The sequence below is a fragment of the Klebsiella sp. K5-306 genome (genome assembly GCF_051835185.1).
GTDB classification, from domain to species: Bacteria; Pseudomonadota; Gammaproteobacteria; order Enterobacterales; family Enterobacteriaceae; genus Klebsiella; species Klebsiella oxytoca.
Genome location: NZ_JAIFJY010000005.1, coordinates 98,809 through 113,748 on the forward strand (window position 1 = coordinate 98,809; position 14,940 = coordinate 113,748).

Sequence of the window (14,940 nt, forward strand, 5' to 3'; positions counted from 1 at the left end):
ACTTATGCAAGATAAGTTGGGGATATTAGCGAGTTTATGCATAAAACCAGAGTAAACCGCTGTTCTTAAAGACTTGCGCAGCATGCCGTGCAAATGATACTGATATTGCGCGTTAAATAACCCCATAAAGCAACGCAACACAATTCATACCCCTTTCAGTGGGTGCCATTACCTCCTGGAATGGCGCCTTTCATCGAGGAAGTCTGTAGTGAAGAAAAAAACAAAAGTCAGCCTGGCCTGGCAAATTTTGCTGGCTCTGGTGCTGGGCATACTTCTGGGCAGTTACCTGCATTACCACGCCGAAAGCCGTGACTGGTTAATCTCGAACCTGCTGACCCCGGCGGGCGATATCTTTATCCATCTGATTAAAATGATCGTCGTACCGATCGTCATCTCGACCCTGGTGGTCGGCATTGCCGGCGTAGGCGATGCGAAGCAGCTGGGCCGTATCGGCGCGAAAACCATTATCTATTTTGAAGTGATCACCACGGTGGCCATCGTGCTGGGGATTACCCTGGCTAATGTCTTTCAGCCAGGAAGCGGCATTGATATGTCGCAGCTGGCGGCGGTGGATATTTCGAAATATCAAAACACCACGGCAGAAGTACAGAGCCACGCGCATGGCCTGATGGGCACCATCCTCTCGCTGGTACCGACCAATATCGTGGCTTCGATGGCGAAGGGCGACATGCTGCCGATCATCTTCTTCTCGGTGCTATTTGGTCTAGGCCTTTCCTCGCTGCCCGCTACCCATCGTGAACCGCTGGTCACGGTGTTCCGCTCTATCTCTGAAACCATGTTTAAAGTGACGCATATGGTGATGCGCTACGCGCCGGTGGGCGTGTTCGCGCTGATCTCGGTGACCGTGGCGACCTTCGGCTTCGCTTCACTGTGGCCGCTAGCGAAGCTGGTGATTCTGGTTTATTTCGCCATTCTGTTCTTCGCGCTGGTGGTGCTTGGCATCGTGGCGCGGGTATGCGGACTGAGCATCTGGACCCTGATCCGCATTCTGAAGGATGAGCTGATTCTGGCCTACTCTACCGCCAGCTCCGAGAGCGTGCTGCCGCGTATTATTGAGAAGATGGAAGCCTACGGCGCGCCAGCGTCGATCACCAGCTTCGTGGTGCCGACCGGCTACTCCTTTAACCTCGATGGCTCGACGCTGTATCAGAGTATTGCGGCTATCTTCATCGCCCAGCTGTACGGTATTGATCTGTCCATCTGGCAGGAAATTACCCTCGTGCTGACGCTGATGGTGACGTCGAAAGGGATTGCCGGCGTACCGGGCGTCTCCTTCGTGGTGCTACTGGCGACGCTGGGCAGCGTGGGCATTCCGCTGGAAGGTCTGGCGTTTATCGCCGGCGTTGACCGTATCCTCGATATGGCGCGTACCGCGCTGAACGTGGTGGGCAACGCGCTGGCGGTGCTGGTTATCGCCAAGTGGGAACACAAATTTGACCGCAAAAAAGCGCTGGCGTATGAGCGTGAAGTGCTGGGCAAATTTGATAAAACGGCGCAATAAAACAGAAAGCCCGGTGACATCGCACCGGGCCTGAGAGAAAAGCGTCGCGTTTCTGTCGGCGGCTAACGCCTGACCCGGCCGAAACACTCCAGCCAGATCGGCTGGTGAACATCTCCAACAAGCCCGGCGTATGGGCTGCGCCGGGCTTTTTCTTATCTTTTACTTATCCTGTCGAACTCTTCACAGCCGGTATCAAACCCCTCCTGACAGCTAACGTTGAGCCAGTGCAGCGCTTTCTGCCGGTTCGGTTCGATAAAGCCTTTTTCCCCCTGCAGGAAAAGCATCCCGGCCCAGTATTCGGCGTAGCCGGTACGGGAGAGGGCAGAGCTCTCTTTAAAGTACTGCGTCGCTTTGACATCATCTTCCGGAAGATGAACGCCGCTGGCGTAAATCAGCCCCAGCAGCATCTGAGCGTCAACGGCTGAATCGCTTTCCGGATCCTGCGCGGCGTGCTGTAACAGAGTGATGGCGTGGGGGTAGTTCGGCGTACCGGCCTGCTGGTTCACCAGCACCCGGGCGAGAACAATTTCCCCCGCCTTGCTGCCTGTTTGTACGGACTTTTCCGCCAGCACTTTAGCCTGGTGGTAGTCGGCCTGCTGAGGATTGCGGATTTTGAGCTGGGCCAGCAGCGCCAGCGCGTCGCCATCGCCGTTGTCTGCGGCTTTCTGCGCCCAGAATTCGGCCTGGGGAAAATCGCCGAAACTGACGTAAGTATCCGCCAGGTAATATTGTGCACGTGGATCGCCGGCTTCGGCCTGCTGTCTATACTGGCTACCTGGTTCCATGGCGCCTGAGGTGAAGCTTGCTATCACCAGCAGTAAATAGAGGTATTTCATTTTTTATTATCGGTAGAGGACATAACGAGCAGTATAAAGGCAGGGGAAGAAGAAGAAAACGCCGGGAACTCGTGGGGGATACTTATGGTTTATCCGAATAATCGTGCCGTCTGTTTCCCCGGGGGCGGCGCCGACGCGCCTTGCCCGGGCTACAGATTCACAGTCGTCTGCGGTCCGCTAGCCCGGATAAGGTGTTAGCCGCCATCCGGGGGGATTGATTCACAGTCTTCTGCGGTCCGGTAGCCCGGCCAGGTGCGAAGCACCGCCTCCGGGGAGGCGGTCCGATTAACCCAGCGCGCTTTCGCGCAGGCGGGCTTTCAGCTTGTTGTACTCATCAATGACGTACTGCTCAGCGGCACGCTGGTCGGCAATCGGCTCAACGTTGACGGCGCAGTACTTGTACTCCGGCGTTTTGGTTATCGGGCTCAGGTTCTCGGAAACCAGCTCGTTACAGGCGCCAATCCACCACTGGTAGGTCATATAGACCGCCCCTTTATTCGGACGATCGCTGACCTGCGCGCGGGTGATAATACGGCCCTTACGCGAGTTCACCCACACCAGCGCCTCATCCTCAATGCCCAAACGTTCGGCATCGGCGGTGTTGATTTGCGCATAGCCAGGTTCATCCGCCAGCGCGGCCAGCGCCGCACAGTTACCGGTCATCGAACGGCACGAGTAGTGGCCGACTTCGCGCACCGTCGACAGCACCATCGGGTACTCTTCGGTGAGTTTGTCAATCGGCGCGACCCAGTCGCAGGTGAAGAACTGCGCCAGACCGTTCGGGGTATCGAACTTCTCTTTAAACAAATAAGAGGTCCCCTGATCGGCGTCGGACTCATCGCGGCACGGCCACATGACGTAGCCTAGCTCGCCCATTTTCTCGTAGGTGGCGCCGTAGAAATCCGGACACAGATGCCGCAACTCGTCCCAGATCTCCTGGGTGTTGTTGTAGTGCATCTTGTAGCCCATCCGGGTAGCGATTTCGCTGATAATCTGCCAGTCGGTTTTCAGGTCCCATTTCGGCTCTACCGCTTTAAAGAAGCGCTGGAAGCCGCGGTCCGCTGCGGTATAGACGCCTTCGTGCTCGCCCCACGAGGTGGACGGCAGGATAACGTCGGCCGCTGAGGCGGTTTTGGTCATGAAAATATCCTGGACGATAACCAGTTCCAGATCGTCGAATGCCTTACGCACTGCGGACAGCTCGGCGTCGGTCTGGAGCGGATCTTCCCCCATAATATACGCCGCCCGCACTTCGCCATGCGCCGCGCGGTGCGGCAGCTCGCTGATGCGGTAGCCGGTGTGCGCCGGCAGGCTATCGACGCCCCAGGCTTTGGCGAACTTCTCGCGGTTCTCCGGGAACTTAACGTATTGATAGCCCGGATAGGTATCCGGCAGCGCGCCCATGTCGCAGGCGCCCTGAACGTTGTTCTGGCCGCGCACCGGGTTGACGCCGACGCTCGGCTTGCCGAGGTTGCCGGTGAGGATCGCCAGGCTGGTCAGCGAACGTACGGTTTCCACGCCCTGGTAGAACTGGGTCACGCCCATGCCCCACAGGATCGCGGCGGATTTCGCGCTGGCATACATACGGGCGCAGGCGCGGATCTCCTGGGCGCTCACGCCGGTGATCTCTTCCACCGACTCTGGCGTGTAGCCTTCGACGATTTTGCGATACTCTTCGAAGCCCTCAGAACGGCTGGCGACGAAGGATTTATCGTAGAGGTCTTCTTCGATAATCACGTGCCCGATAGCGTTGAGCAGCGCGATATTCGAGCCGTTCTTCAGCGCAATGTGCATATCGGCAATGCGCGCGGTTTCAATTTTACGCGGATCGCAGACGATGATTTTTGCCCCGTTGCGTTTGGCGTTAATCACGTGATTCGCCACAATAGGGTGTGAATCTGCCGGGTTATACCCGAAGATAAACACGAGATCGGTATTGTCGATCTCGGTGATGGCATTACTCATAGCGCCGTTACCGACCGATTGGTGCAGACCTGCAACCGATGGGCCGTGTCAGACGCGAGCGCAGCAGTCGACGTTATTGGTACCAATAACGGCGCGCGCGAATTTTTGCATCACATAGTTGGTTTCGTTACCCGTTCCGCGGGACGAGCCGGTAGTCTGAATCGCGTCCGGGCCATATTTCTCTTTAATAGCGCTGAGGCGAGTGGCGACGTAATCGAGCGCCTCATCCCAGGAGACGGATTCCAGCTTGCCGCCGCGCTGGCGACGGATCATAGGGGTTTTCAGGCGCGGGGTAAGGATCTGGGTATCGTTAATGAAGTCCCAGCCGTAATAGCCTTTCAGACACAGGGTTCCCTGGTTGGTTTTCCCCTGTGCCGCTTCCGCCCGAACGATTTTGCCGTTATCGACCACCAGGTTGATTTTGCAACCTGATGCGCAATACGGACAAACCGTGACGACTTTTTTCATCGGTCTTGCTCCAGTTAATCAATTGGCGCATACGCGCTATCGCGCCGTCACTATGCATCTTCTATGCCATGTTTTCATTGTGGGTATCGCCTGATGATACGTTGTTTTTTTGGGCGAAATGCTGACGAAAAACAGGCTATCGTCAGTTTTGACGTGTCGACGCGGGAGCAGGTGACGCGCTCGGACAGACGATGATGGATAGCCCGGGAGGGGCGCAGCTCCGCTTCCGGGGAGGATAGCGGGCAGGCTTGAAAGCGGTGCTGCGCTTATTGGGCTAGGTCAAATAACGGCTTCTCGCCAGCGCCGCCGCGCCCCGGGCGCCGTTAAACGCCGAGGAGGAAGCGGCGATAAAGCGTACGGCCTGATACGGTAGCGGACGGCGAACGTAGGTTTTAACCCTGGTGATTAGGGCGTCGCGCGGGAAAGCGGGCATATCCATTACGCCGCCGCCGAGGATCACCGCATCGGGGTCGAACAGGTTAATACTGGTGGCGATGGCGCGGGCGGCATGATTCAGCAACTGCTGCACAAACGGCTCCTGTGCGGCATGAACGAACAGCTCGCCCAGTTCGTACGCGCGCGGCTGCTGTTCATACCAGCGCTTTAGCGCAATGCCGGAGCAGACGGTTTCCAGACAGGCGGGGTTGCCGCAGGCGCAGGTGAGGGCGTCATCGCCCTGGGGGATATGCCCCAGCTCGCCCGCCACGCCGTGGGCGCCGGTCCACGGCCCGCCGTTTAGCCAGACCGCGAAGCCCATACCGGTGCCAAGATAGGCCGCCAGCACCTCCTGCTCCTGCAGGCCGTTCTGCTGCACATCAAAAGAGAGCTGCAGATTCACATCGCGGGAAAACTCCACCGGGCAGCCCAGCGCCGCTTCCAGCCGGTCCGCCAGGTTATACAGATCGTCAGCGGCCAGAGGCAGGTTGGGGGTGGAGATAATCGTCCGCTTGTCTTTTGCCACCAGCGCCGGAAACCCCATCACCAGCCCGCAGCAGCGGGCATCATGTTGGTTTAGCTGCTGCTGTAGCAGGTTTTTAATGCCGTTAACCAGGCCGTCGGCGTTAATCACCTCCGCGGTACGCAGCTTTTCGCAGTGCAGCGCTTCGCCCTGCGCCGTTTGCAGGCAAAAACGGATATGAGTCGCTCCCATATCCACGCCCGCGACGACGTTACGCTGTTTTTGCATGAGGCTGTACCTCGTTTTTTGCCGCCAGAATTTGCTCGACCATGATCTGCCACGCCTCTTCAATCTTCTCGGCGTGATTAAAGAGGCCCGAAGTGCCGACGATAAAGACGTCCGCGCCCGCCGCCATCAGTTTTTCATAGGTGGCTTTATTGCAGGAGCCATCGATTTCGATCTCGTAGTTCAGCCCTTCGCGCTCGCGCCAGGCTTTAAGTTCAGCGATTTTCTCCAGCATCTCCGGGATAAACGGCTGTCCGGCAAAGCCCGGATCGACGGTCATTACCGTGATTTTGTCGGCTTTATGAATGTAGTACTTCATGGTCTCAACCGGGGTTTCCGGGTTAAGGATCAGCCCGACTTTCATGCCGTGGCGTCGAATTTCTTCGATCAGGCGGAAGGCCTGGCCGTTGATGGTTTCCGGATGCAGGGTGATAAAATCCGCCCCCGCCTGCGCCAGCTGGCTAATGTAATCCTGCGGGCGGGTGACCATCAGATGGCAATCCAGCGGTTTGCTGGCCAGCTTTTTGACCTGGCCGACGAAAAACGGCGACAGGGTCAGGTTCGGCACAAAATGACCGTCCATGATATCGATGTGAAAATAGTCTGCATGCTGGTCGATAAACTCGATCTGTTCTTTAAATTTCAGCAGATCCATACACATTAAAGAGGGAGCAATTTTCATGATAAATTCCTTACTTACTGATAAGACGGTCGAGGGCGACAGCCGCGATGATTAATCCGCCCATTACCACCAGCTGGTAGTAGGTTTGTACTTGCAGAATGTTCAGTCCGTTATTGATAGTGCCGATAATCAGGCCGCCGATGACCACCGAGAAGATGCGTCCTTTGCCGCCGAAGAAGCTGGTACCGCCGATGATGGCGCTGGCGATGGCGTAGGTTTCAAAGCCCATACCGGCCAGCGGCTCTGCTGCGCCGAGACGCGCGGTGGAGACCACGCCCGCCAGTCCGGCGCAAATACCGGAAATGATGAACACCAGCAGCATGTGAAACTTGACGTCGATACCGGAGTAGAAAGCGGAGTTTTTGTTGCCGCCCAGCGCGTAGATATTGCGGCCGACGCGCATACGGGTGGTCAGGAACCATAGGATCAGCGCCACAATCAGCGAGAAGATCACCGGCACCGGGATGCCCAGCGGCGTGGCGGCAAAGAAGTTAACGAAATCAAATGAAAAGCCGTACACCGAGTTGGCATCAGAGATAACCAGCGTGATACCGCGGAAGATGGCGTTGGTGCCGAGGGTAATAATGAACGGATGCAGCCCGGTCCAGTTGACCAGACAGCCGTTGATGGCGCCCAGCGCGCCGCCGACCAGCACGCCGCCGATCAGCGCCGCAAGGAACGGGTCAACGCCCGCCAGCATCAGCTTGGCGGTGACCATCCCGGAGAGCGCGAGGATCGCCCCGACCGACAGGTCGATCCCGGCGACGAGGATCGCGAAGAACTCGCCCATGCCGATCAGCACGGTGACCGAACTCTGGACAAAGATCTGCGTAATGTTGTTGGTCGTCAGGAAGTACTCCGACGACAGGGTGCCGAAGATGGCGACGATGATAGCGAGGATAAAAAAGGTGCCGTATTTATCCCAGAACAGCGCGAAGTTAAACGGTTTTTTCTCGTCCATATCGCCTTTTACTCTTGTGGTAGTGCCCATGCCATAATCTCCTCTTCGCTCATATCGTCGCGATTGGTCAGGATTTGCGTCAGTCGCCCTTCGCAGAACACGGCAATGCGGTCGCAGACGGCGATAATTTCAGGTAGTTCGGATGACACCATCAGGATGACTTTTCCGTCATCGGCCAGCTGGCGCATCACTTTATAAATTTCGGCTTTTGCGCCCACGTCGATACCGCGCGTCGGCTCGTCAAAAATGATCACTTCGGGGCTGCAGCATAGCCATTTCGATATCAGCACCTTCTGCTGGTTACCGCCGGATAGCTCGGTAATGTTCTGATCGACCGAATGGCACTTCAGCGCCAGCAGCTTGCGCTGCTCTTCCGCCGTTTTGCGTTCGTCGCCTTCGCGGAACAGCCCCATGGCCCCTTTGTAGCCGCCGCGCTTCAGGCTCTGGCTGACTGCCATATTCTGGGCGATAGAAAAATTGGGGAAAAAGCCGTTTTCCCGGCGGCTTTCGGTGATGTAGCCCATGCCTTTCTTTAAAGCGTCCAGCGGCGAGCGGGGGGAGATCGCTTTGCCGTTGAGGTAAATCTCACCGCTGCTACGTTTATCAACCCCAAACAGGCAGTCCATCAGTTCGGTGCGCCCGGAACCGACCAGTCCGGCAAAACCGAGAATTTCGCCGCGATTCACGCTAAACGAGATATCGCGTACCTTTTTCTTGTCATGGCTGGTGACGTTTTTCACTTCAAACACCGTCTCGCGGGCGATATTGCCGGTGCTCTCTTTCATGGCGTTGAAGCGGTTTTGCAGTTCGCGGCCAACCATCAGACGAACGATGTCATCGTTATTCACTTCGCTGACCATCCCGCTGCAGACGCTGCTGCCGTCTTTCATGACCGTGTAGCGGTCGCAGATGCGGCGTATTTCCGCCAGCTTGTGCGAGATATAGACAATGGCGGTGCCCTCTTTCCGCAGCTGATTCATGATCAGAAACAGATAGTCCACCTCTTTATTGGTCAGCGAGGAGGTCGGTTCATCCATGATCAGAACTTTGGCATCAAGCATCAGCGTCTTGGCGATTTCCAGCATCTGCTTGTGGCTGATGGAGAGGTTTGCCACCTTTTCGTCTAAGTCGATCTTCAGCCCGACGCGCAGCAGCATCATCGCCGCCCGCACGCGCATTTCTTTCCAGTCGATCACGTTGACGCCGCAGACTTTTTTCGTCAGATGGCGGCCAATATATAAATTCTCCAGCACCGTTAATTCATCAATGACGCTGAGTTCCTGATAAATAATTCCAATGCCGAGCTGGGCCGCTAATTTATGATCAAGCTTGTCGTAGTTAACGTTATTAATCGTAATGGTGCCTTTGGTCGGTTCATGTATTCCCGACAGAACTTTCATCAGCGTTGATTTACCGGCACCATTTTCCCCTAATAACGCATGTATTTCATGGGGGTAAATAGTTAAATCAACCGATTTTAATGCGTGAACCGGGCCAAAGGATTTGCCGATCCCCGCCATTGAAATATATGGCGTGAGCATAGATTTTCCTTATATTTTCACCCTCTCCGTGGGGGAGAGGGTCGGGGTGAGGGCAACCGTCAGTACAAGGTCAGTCTTATTTCGTCACCAGAATGGAGTCCACCAGCTTAAACTGCGGGGCTTTATCCAGAGGGATGACTTTGCCGCTCTTCTCAGCATCGACCATCAGCTTAAGACCCGTAGCGCCAATATCCGCCGGGTTCTGGGCGACTGTGGCGGTCATCTGTCCGGCTTCGACCATTTTGCGCGCTTCAGGAATGCCGTCGGTACCGACCACCAGTACCTTGCCGGTTTTGCCGGCATTAGCGACGGCCTGGGCGACGCCCATTGCCATGGTATCGTTGGCGCAGTAGATCGCTTTAACGTTCGGGTTACGCTGCAGCACGTTGGTGGCGACGTCCAGCGCCTTGATGCGGTCCCAGTCGGCAGGCTGACTGGCAACCAGATTGATTTGACTCGCTTTTTTGAAAGCTTCGGTGGCGCCATTGCGGCGGGCCTCACCGGACGCGTTACCGGCTTTGCCTTCGATAATAGCGACTTCGCCGCCTTCAGCACCCAGTTTGTCGATGATAAACTCTGCGCCTTTTGCCCCGACCGCCACGTTATCGGTGGTGACAAAACCTTCTACGTTGCCGCCGGCTTTCTTCAGGTTATCCATATCGATTTTTTCATCGAGGTTGACCAGATAGATGCCCTTTTTCCAGGCTTTAGCCACCGGCATCACCAGGTTTACCGATGAGAGGGGTGCAAAGGCGATACCTTTGTAGTTTTTATTGCTCAGGTCTTCAAACAGCTGCAGCTGCGACTGAAAATCCCCTTCAGAAGGTGAGGCAAAAATATCGACGCTCACGCCCAGGGTTTTGGCTTCGTCTTCAATACCCTTTTTCATATCCACCCAGAATGGGTTGGATAAGGTTTTTAAGACCACGGCATAATCGGCGGCGGCAAAGGCGCTGGTGGATAACATTACGCCCATAGCCGCGCCGCTGAAAAGTTTCAGATATTTATTCATATCAATACTCTCGGTGTAAGATACAATTTTATTGATCCCACTGATGTGGGATCGGCTTTTATTTACTTCAGCGCGCCTGGAGAAAAGAAATTAACAATTGCGCCGGTTTTTTGCATGTTTAAATTCGCTTGTTCAATATTAAGCTGGGCAACGGAAACAAAGAATGCATCTAATAATGTCAGTTGTAATATACGCGCTGAGGCGTTTCGGCCTAATAAAGGCGTCTCTGGTGCTGGCGAACAAATAATAAAATCAGCTAATTTGGCAATCGGCGAATGATAGCTGTGGGTGATGCAAATAATTTTTGCCCCGTTCTTTTTAGCCAGCTCCACCGCGGATTTAATATCGCTGGTGCGCCCGGAGTGTGAAACCACCAGCACCACATCGCCTTCTTTCAGCAACGAGGCGGACATCATCATGATATGCGCGTCCGGGTAGGCCTGGCAGCGCACGCCGATACGTAAAAATTTATGCTGCACGTCGGCGCAGATGGCGTTGGAGCCGCCCGCGCCGTAAAGATCGCGCTGGTTAGCCTGAGCGAAAAAGCGCGCCGCGCGGTGAATCTCGTCGACGTTAACGATCGACTGGCCTTCCATAATGGTGCGCAGAGTGATGTTAAACACCTTGTTCACCACATCCTGCGGCGCTTCATCAAAGGAGAGCTCGGTCGGTAGCACCTGCTCAGATTGCGAAAAGTAGGCCTCCAGCGCGCTGCGCAGGTTACGAAAACCGCTAAACCCGAGCAGCTTAGAAACCTTAACGATCATGGCTTCTGATACCGACAGCGCTTCCGCGACGTCTTTAATGGCCGGCGCATCGCTGAGATTGCCGGGGGTAAGCAACCATTCGACGATACGGCTCTCGTTTTCGGTCATGCCTTCCTGCTTCATGCGAAGCCAGGGGGCAAGGCCGATACCGTTAGGGAGCGAACTGGATTCTGACTGACTCATCGCTTTCTCTTTGTCCATAAAATGAAGACGACACTATATCACCACAGGCAAAACAAAAAAGATACCGCCAACTTCACAAAATTTATTTTTTTATAAAGTTATGTTTATTGTGAAGTTTTGCTAAAATTCATTTTTACTTTTACATGCAATAAATTCATTATAAATCATACTATTGTGTGATTTATATGGTTCTTTTTCTGAAAAGTGCATATGGCGTTAAATAACGTTTTCGACTTGATTTGTAAAATATCAGCGTGTAGAAAGGAGCCGGATGATGCTATTTTCAGCGTTTCCGGGGGCATTTTTAGGCGTTTAAATCACAACGCCAACCATCCTTGTAAAGTTAACAACAGGCGAGGCTAAGTATGAAAAGGATTGCATTTGGCTGCGATCATGTCGGTTTTATCCTGAAAGATGATATCGTTGCGCATCTGCGCCAGCGCGGGATTGACGTCGTGGATAAAGGCGCATGGTCTACGGAACGTACCGATTATCAGCGCTATGCCAGCGCCGTCGCTGAGTCCGTTGCCGCTGGTGAGGTCGACGGCGGGATCCTGATCTGCGGCACCGGCGTCGGCATCTCTATCGCTGCCAATAAGCATCCCGGTATTCGGGCGGTGGTGTGCAGCGAGCCCTACTCGGCGCAGCTTTCACGGCAGCATAATAACACCAATATTCTGGCCTTTGGCGCGCGGGTGATCGGCCTTGAACTGGCAAAAATGATCGTCGATGCCTGGCTGGATGCCGAATTCGAGGGGGGGCGCCACCAGGGGCGGGTAGACGCGATCGGCGCGATTGAGCAGCAGCGGATTTGAGATTCCTCCGCTACTCGCCGCGGTAGCGCTTGATTAACGTAAAGCCAGCCCACCGATGAGACTGGCTTTATGAAACGTTATACTACCGCTTTGCTTTTTTGCACCCTATCCCTCGCCGGCCAGCTGGCGCACGCCGATGTGATCGACGACGCTATCGGCAATATTCAGCAGGCTATTAACGATGCTTACCACCCGGGCGATAGCCGTTCCGACGACGATGACTATGATGATGGGCGCTATCAGGGCAGCCGTCAGCAAAGCGCCGATCGCCAGCGGCAGTATGAAGACAGACGACGACAGCTTGAAGATCGCCGCCGCCAGCTTGACGAGCGTCAGCGCCAGCTGGACAGCGATCGGCGACAGTTAGAAAACGACTGGCGTCGTCTGGATGATGATTACTGATGCCGGGCGATCCGCGGCGGGAGCCAGGGAATCAGCAGTCCCATAACGATGCCGGACGGCAGCGCCGAGATAAGCAACAGCGGGATTAAATAGAAAAACATCGGAATAAAAGCGCCGATGATGCCGCAGCAAATGGCCGTTATCAGAGGCCCGGCAATCCCGCCTGCCAGCATTCGATAGTACCAGGCGCAATCAGCGTGGCCCGTCAGGATAGCCATGAAAATGCCGGTTAACAATGCGGGTAAAAAGCCAATACCCCAGGTGAGGGATAATACTTCCGGAAGATGATTGAGGAGCTCATCAACTGAGATGACCCTGGGTAAAAAGAGAATGAGCGGTAGCGGTATTAACGGCCCAAGGGCCACGAACCAGCCTGCATGATGAATCATTCGTCCTGTCACGATCGTTTCCTTCCCTGTTTTTTTGTCCGTCGGGAAAGGTATTTCACTACTGTGAAGCGAGGATGAAGTCAGGGTAAAACGGTGATAGAAAATTAGCTCAGTTCGGGCAGGGCGGGGACCAGCTCTTTCAGCAGGGCGACAAGTTCGGGGTCCATATAGCGGTAGTCGTCGGGGATATCCAGCACGTAAAGCGGTTTATTTTCGACCAGGCGACGATATTCAGCGACCAGTCGATTTTTATGTTTCTGCTCCATCACGCAGATAATATCCGCCCAGTTAATCAGTTCAGGAGTAAGGGGTTTTCTGGCGTTCCGGCTCGTGCCCGCAGAGCGCACGTTCATGCCAGGATAACGGCGGAACACCTGTTCCGCCGTCGGGCTTCGCCATTGATTGCGGCTACAAACAAACAGCACGTTGATCAATTCGATAACAGCTCTTCCATTCCCTGATGCGCCAGCTGGCGACGAGTTTTACGGGGATATTCCATTCCCAGCTGCGCGGCGCGTAGCAATTTTTCTGAACGCAAATAGAGATGCTTCCAGTTTTTCTCGCGACGAAAACGTAAGAGGGCGGTGTGAACATCGCGAGACTTATTGCGCTGCTTTTGCGCCATGCGCCAGCCCCGGCTACGGGTTGTTTCCATGGTCTTTTCTCTCTCAGATTAATCGGGTTCAGCAGCCGCGATAATACGGAGAGGAAAGCGCCGCTATGTTAACGCTGCCAGGGGCTCTTTATCCAGCGTTTTCACGCGTGTTGAATACCGGGGCAGGGGCTGCTGGTGTGCGATCGTCGGAGGATCCGGGCCGTCTGGATAAGGGTTACCGATGTGCCGCGATCCGCGGCGGAAGCCTGAGAATCATCGGCCCGAGCCCCGCAAACCAGCCGATATGATGCAGGAACTTATTCATTTGGCGTTTTTCTCTGCTCCCTGCCCGGCAGATAGGCTATCAGCCATCCCATAATCAGTCCAGAGAACAGGCCAGAACCTGCGATTACCCGGAACCCATGACCACGCAGAATAAAGGTCGTCAGATCGGTATCGGAGAAAAGCAGCACGCCGGTTAGCGGTATTGCCGCGCATATGGCCAGGCCAATGGTCGCGCTGGCGAGGATACGCCGGTAATGAATCGCATGAATGCCCGTGGGCAAAAAAGCGACGGCAATCCCGGTCAGTAGCGCCGGGATGGCGCCAGCAGCCCAGGGGACGATGAGAAAATACGGCAGTTCAGAAAAGACAAATTCAAAGAAACTACCCACCGAACGGCGCGACTGTATGACGATGGCGACGATGGCCCACAGCAGGCCAATATAGGGGCCAATGAATGCATACCAGCAGGCATGGCGAAGCGTGCGTCGTGTTGTGGTCATGTGAATCCCTTCAGATGGTTAAGTTCGCAGGGAAGATAGTGAGGTTAAGTGAAGGGACAATGAAGTTTGGTTAAGGCAGCACAGTCTCCATGCCGTCAAATCCCGCTTCAAACCCCGCCGGCAGAGAGTGCTCCATCATCCACGCGTCGAAGCGGTGGCTAATATGAGTGAGGATCACTCGCGGGCAGCCGATGACCTGGTTAATGGCCCGCACGGTGTTCAGGTCGCAGTGGTTGCGCGGCGGCTGCGGGCGCGGCTCGTGGCTACAGTCGATGATGATAAGCTGCGGCTGATTATTCAGCAGGAACTTCAGCGTTTTTTCCGGCAGCGCGGCGGTATCGGAGAGCCAGGCGACCCGGCTATGGGCCGACTCCAGCAGATAGCCAAACGTGAGCCTTGAGTGATTCAACGGCAGCGGCGTGACGCGCAATCCCTGAAGTTCAAACCGCACAAATGGTTCGACGGTGTGGCTGAAATCCAGCAGGCCCGGATGCTTAAACAGGTCATCGCAGCCCTGATCATCCGGGGGGCCGTATACCGCAATGGATTCGCCCACGCCCCAGCGCAAGGGGAACAGCCCCTGTACGTGATCCATATGATAATGGGTGAGCAGAAACTGCTGAAAGCTGCCGGCGGGCCACTGCGTCATCAGATCCGGCAGCCCGGCATCGAGCAGCGTCACCGCGCTATTGAATTTAACTATCGCGCTACAGGGGCGACGACGATGCGCTTCGTCGGCGCGGGCGCGGCGACAGGCGGGGCAATCGCAGCCAAAAACCGGCACCAGCTGCGCGCCGCCGGTGCCGGTTAAGCGGATACTCAGGCTCATGCTTT

16 protein-coding genes are annotated in these 14,940 nt (G+C 55.4%); 3 read left to right on the forward strand and 13 right to left on the reverse strand.

Going from position 1 to position 14,940, the window contains the following annotated elements; all coding sequences use genetic code 11:
* Window positions 1–208: 208 nt before the first annotated feature.
* Window positions 209–1,522 carry a glutamate/aspartate:proton symporter GltP gene (gene gltP, locus K2184_RS09805; RefSeq protein ID WP_004109428.1) on the forward strand — a complete coding sequence of 438 codons (1,314 nt, stop codon included), beginning with the start codon at window positions 209–211 and terminating at the stop codon, window positions 1,520–1,522.
* A gap of 152 nt (window positions 1,523–1,674) precedes the next feature.
* On the opposite strand, the gene K2184_RS09810 is transcribed toward gltP, so the two are convergent.
* The 8 genes from K2184_RS09810 to K2184_RS09845 all read right to left on the reverse strand — a co-directional run bounded on the left by K2184_RS09810 (window position 1,675) and on the right by K2184_RS09845 (window position 11,120).
* Complete coding sequence (locus K2184_RS09810) at window positions 1,675–2,358, reverse strand: tetratricopeptide repeat protein (RefSeq protein WP_004109426.1); 684 nt, start codon at window positions 2,356–2,358, stop codon at window positions 1,675–1,677.
* Window positions 2,359–2,643: 285 nt separating this feature from the next.
* Window positions 2,644–4,791, reverse strand: a complete 2,148-nt coding sequence (fdhF, locus tag K2184_RS09815) for a formate dehydrogenase subunit alpha (protein WP_077598860.1) — start codon at window positions 4,789–4,791, stop codon at window positions 2,644–2,646.
* Between the two features lie 274 nt (window positions 4,792–5,065).
* Window positions 5,066–5,977 (reverse strand): allose kinase, encoded by a 912-nt coding sequence (gene alsK, locus K2184_RS09820; RefSeq protein WP_004109417.1) that lies wholly within the window; start codon window positions 5,975–5,977, stop codon window positions 5,066–5,068.
* The gene (gene alsE / locus K2184_RS09825; protein ID WP_004109415.1) at window positions 5,961–6,656 is read right to left on the reverse strand and encodes a D-allulose 6-phosphate 3-epimerase; all 696 of its coding nucleotides are present in this window, start codon (window positions 6,654–6,656) and stop codon (window positions 5,961–5,963) included. Before alsE ends, alsK begins: the two co-directional genes overlap by 17 nt.
* Before the next feature lie 10 nt (window positions 6,657–6,666).
* Window positions 6,667–7,647, reverse strand: coding sequence for a D-allose ABC transporter permease (gene alsC, locus K2184_RS09830; RefSeq protein ID WP_004109413.1), 981 nt, complete (start codon window positions 7,645–7,647; stop codon window positions 6,667–6,669).
* Window positions 7,626–9,158: a D-allose ABC transporter ATP-binding protein AlsA gene (alsA, locus tag K2184_RS09835; RefSeq protein WP_004109412.1), complete on the reverse strand. Its 1,533-nt coding sequence runs from the start codon at window positions 9,156–9,158 to the stop codon at window positions 7,626–7,628. The genes alsC and alsA overlap by 22 nt, the downstream gene beginning before the upstream one ends.
* Before the next feature lie 76 nt (window positions 9,159–9,234).
* Window positions 9,235–10,170 (reverse strand): D-allose transporter substrate-binding protein, encoded by a 936-nt coding sequence (alsB, locus tag K2184_RS09840; protein ID WP_070557068.1) that lies wholly within the window; start codon window positions 10,168–10,170, stop codon window positions 9,235–9,237.
* Window positions 10,171–10,232: 62 nt separating this feature from the next.
* Window positions 10,233–11,120 (reverse strand): MurR/RpiR family transcriptional regulator, encoded by an 888-nt coding sequence (locus tag K2184_RS09845; protein ID WP_004137474.1) that lies wholly within the window; start codon window positions 11,118–11,120, stop codon window positions 10,233–10,235.
* Between the two features lie 365 nt (window positions 11,121–11,485).
* Between K2184_RS09845 and rpiB the strand changes: the two genes are divergently transcribed.
* Together rpiB and yjdP are read left to right on the forward strand one after the other, a co-directional pair.
* On the forward strand, window positions 11,486–11,935 hold the full coding sequence (gene rpiB, locus K2184_RS09850) for a bifunctional allose-6-phosphate isomerase/ribose-5-phosphate isomerase RpiB (protein WP_439237754.1): 450 nt from the start codon (window positions 11,486–11,488) through the stop codon (window positions 11,933–11,935).
* Between the two features lie 69 nt (window positions 11,936–12,004).
* Window positions 12,005–12,337, forward strand: coding sequence for a DDRRRQL repeat protein YjdP (gene yjdP, locus K2184_RS09855; RefSeq protein WP_004109408.1), 333 nt, complete (start codon window positions 12,005–12,007; stop codon window positions 12,335–12,337).
* Here the strand turns inward: yjdP and K2184_RS09860 are convergent.
* The 5 genes from K2184_RS09860 to phnP all read right to left on the reverse strand — a co-directional run bounded on the left by K2184_RS09860 (window position 12,331) and on the right by phnP (window position 14,935).
* The gene (locus K2184_RS09860; protein ID WP_004109407.1) at window positions 12,331–12,738 is read right to left on the reverse strand and encodes a hypothetical protein; all 408 of its coding nucleotides are present in this window, start codon (window positions 12,736–12,738) and stop codon (window positions 12,331–12,333) included. The two genes, yjdP and K2184_RS09860, sit on opposite strands and share 7 nt — an antisense overlap.
* A gap of 92 nt (window positions 12,739–12,830) precedes the next feature.
* Window positions 12,831–13,157, reverse strand: a complete 327-nt coding sequence (locus tag K2184_RS09865; RefSeq protein ID WP_026055915.1) for a low molecular weight protein tyrosine phosphatase family protein — start codon at window positions 13,155–13,157, stop codon at window positions 12,831–12,833.
* Window positions 13,157–13,381: a hypothetical protein gene (locus K2184_RS09870; RefSeq protein WP_004109405.1), complete on the reverse strand. Its 225-nt coding sequence runs from the start codon at window positions 13,379–13,381 to the stop codon at window positions 13,157–13,159. The genes K2184_RS09865 and K2184_RS09870 overlap by 1 nt, the downstream gene beginning before the upstream one ends.
* A gap of 257 nt (window positions 13,382–13,638) precedes the next feature.
* The gene (locus tag K2184_RS09875) at window positions 13,639–14,106 is read right to left on the reverse strand and encodes a hypothetical protein (protein WP_023329128.1); all 468 of its coding nucleotides are present in this window, start codon (window positions 14,104–14,106) and stop codon (window positions 13,639–13,641) included.
* 70 nt (window positions 14,107–14,176) lie between these two features.
* The gene (gene phnP / locus K2184_RS09880; RefSeq protein WP_163525816.1) at window positions 14,177–14,935 is read right to left on the reverse strand and encodes a phosphonate metabolism protein PhnP; all 759 of its coding nucleotides are present in this window, start codon (window positions 14,933–14,935) and stop codon (window positions 14,177–14,179) included.
* Window positions 14,936–14,940: the final 5 nt, after the last annotated feature.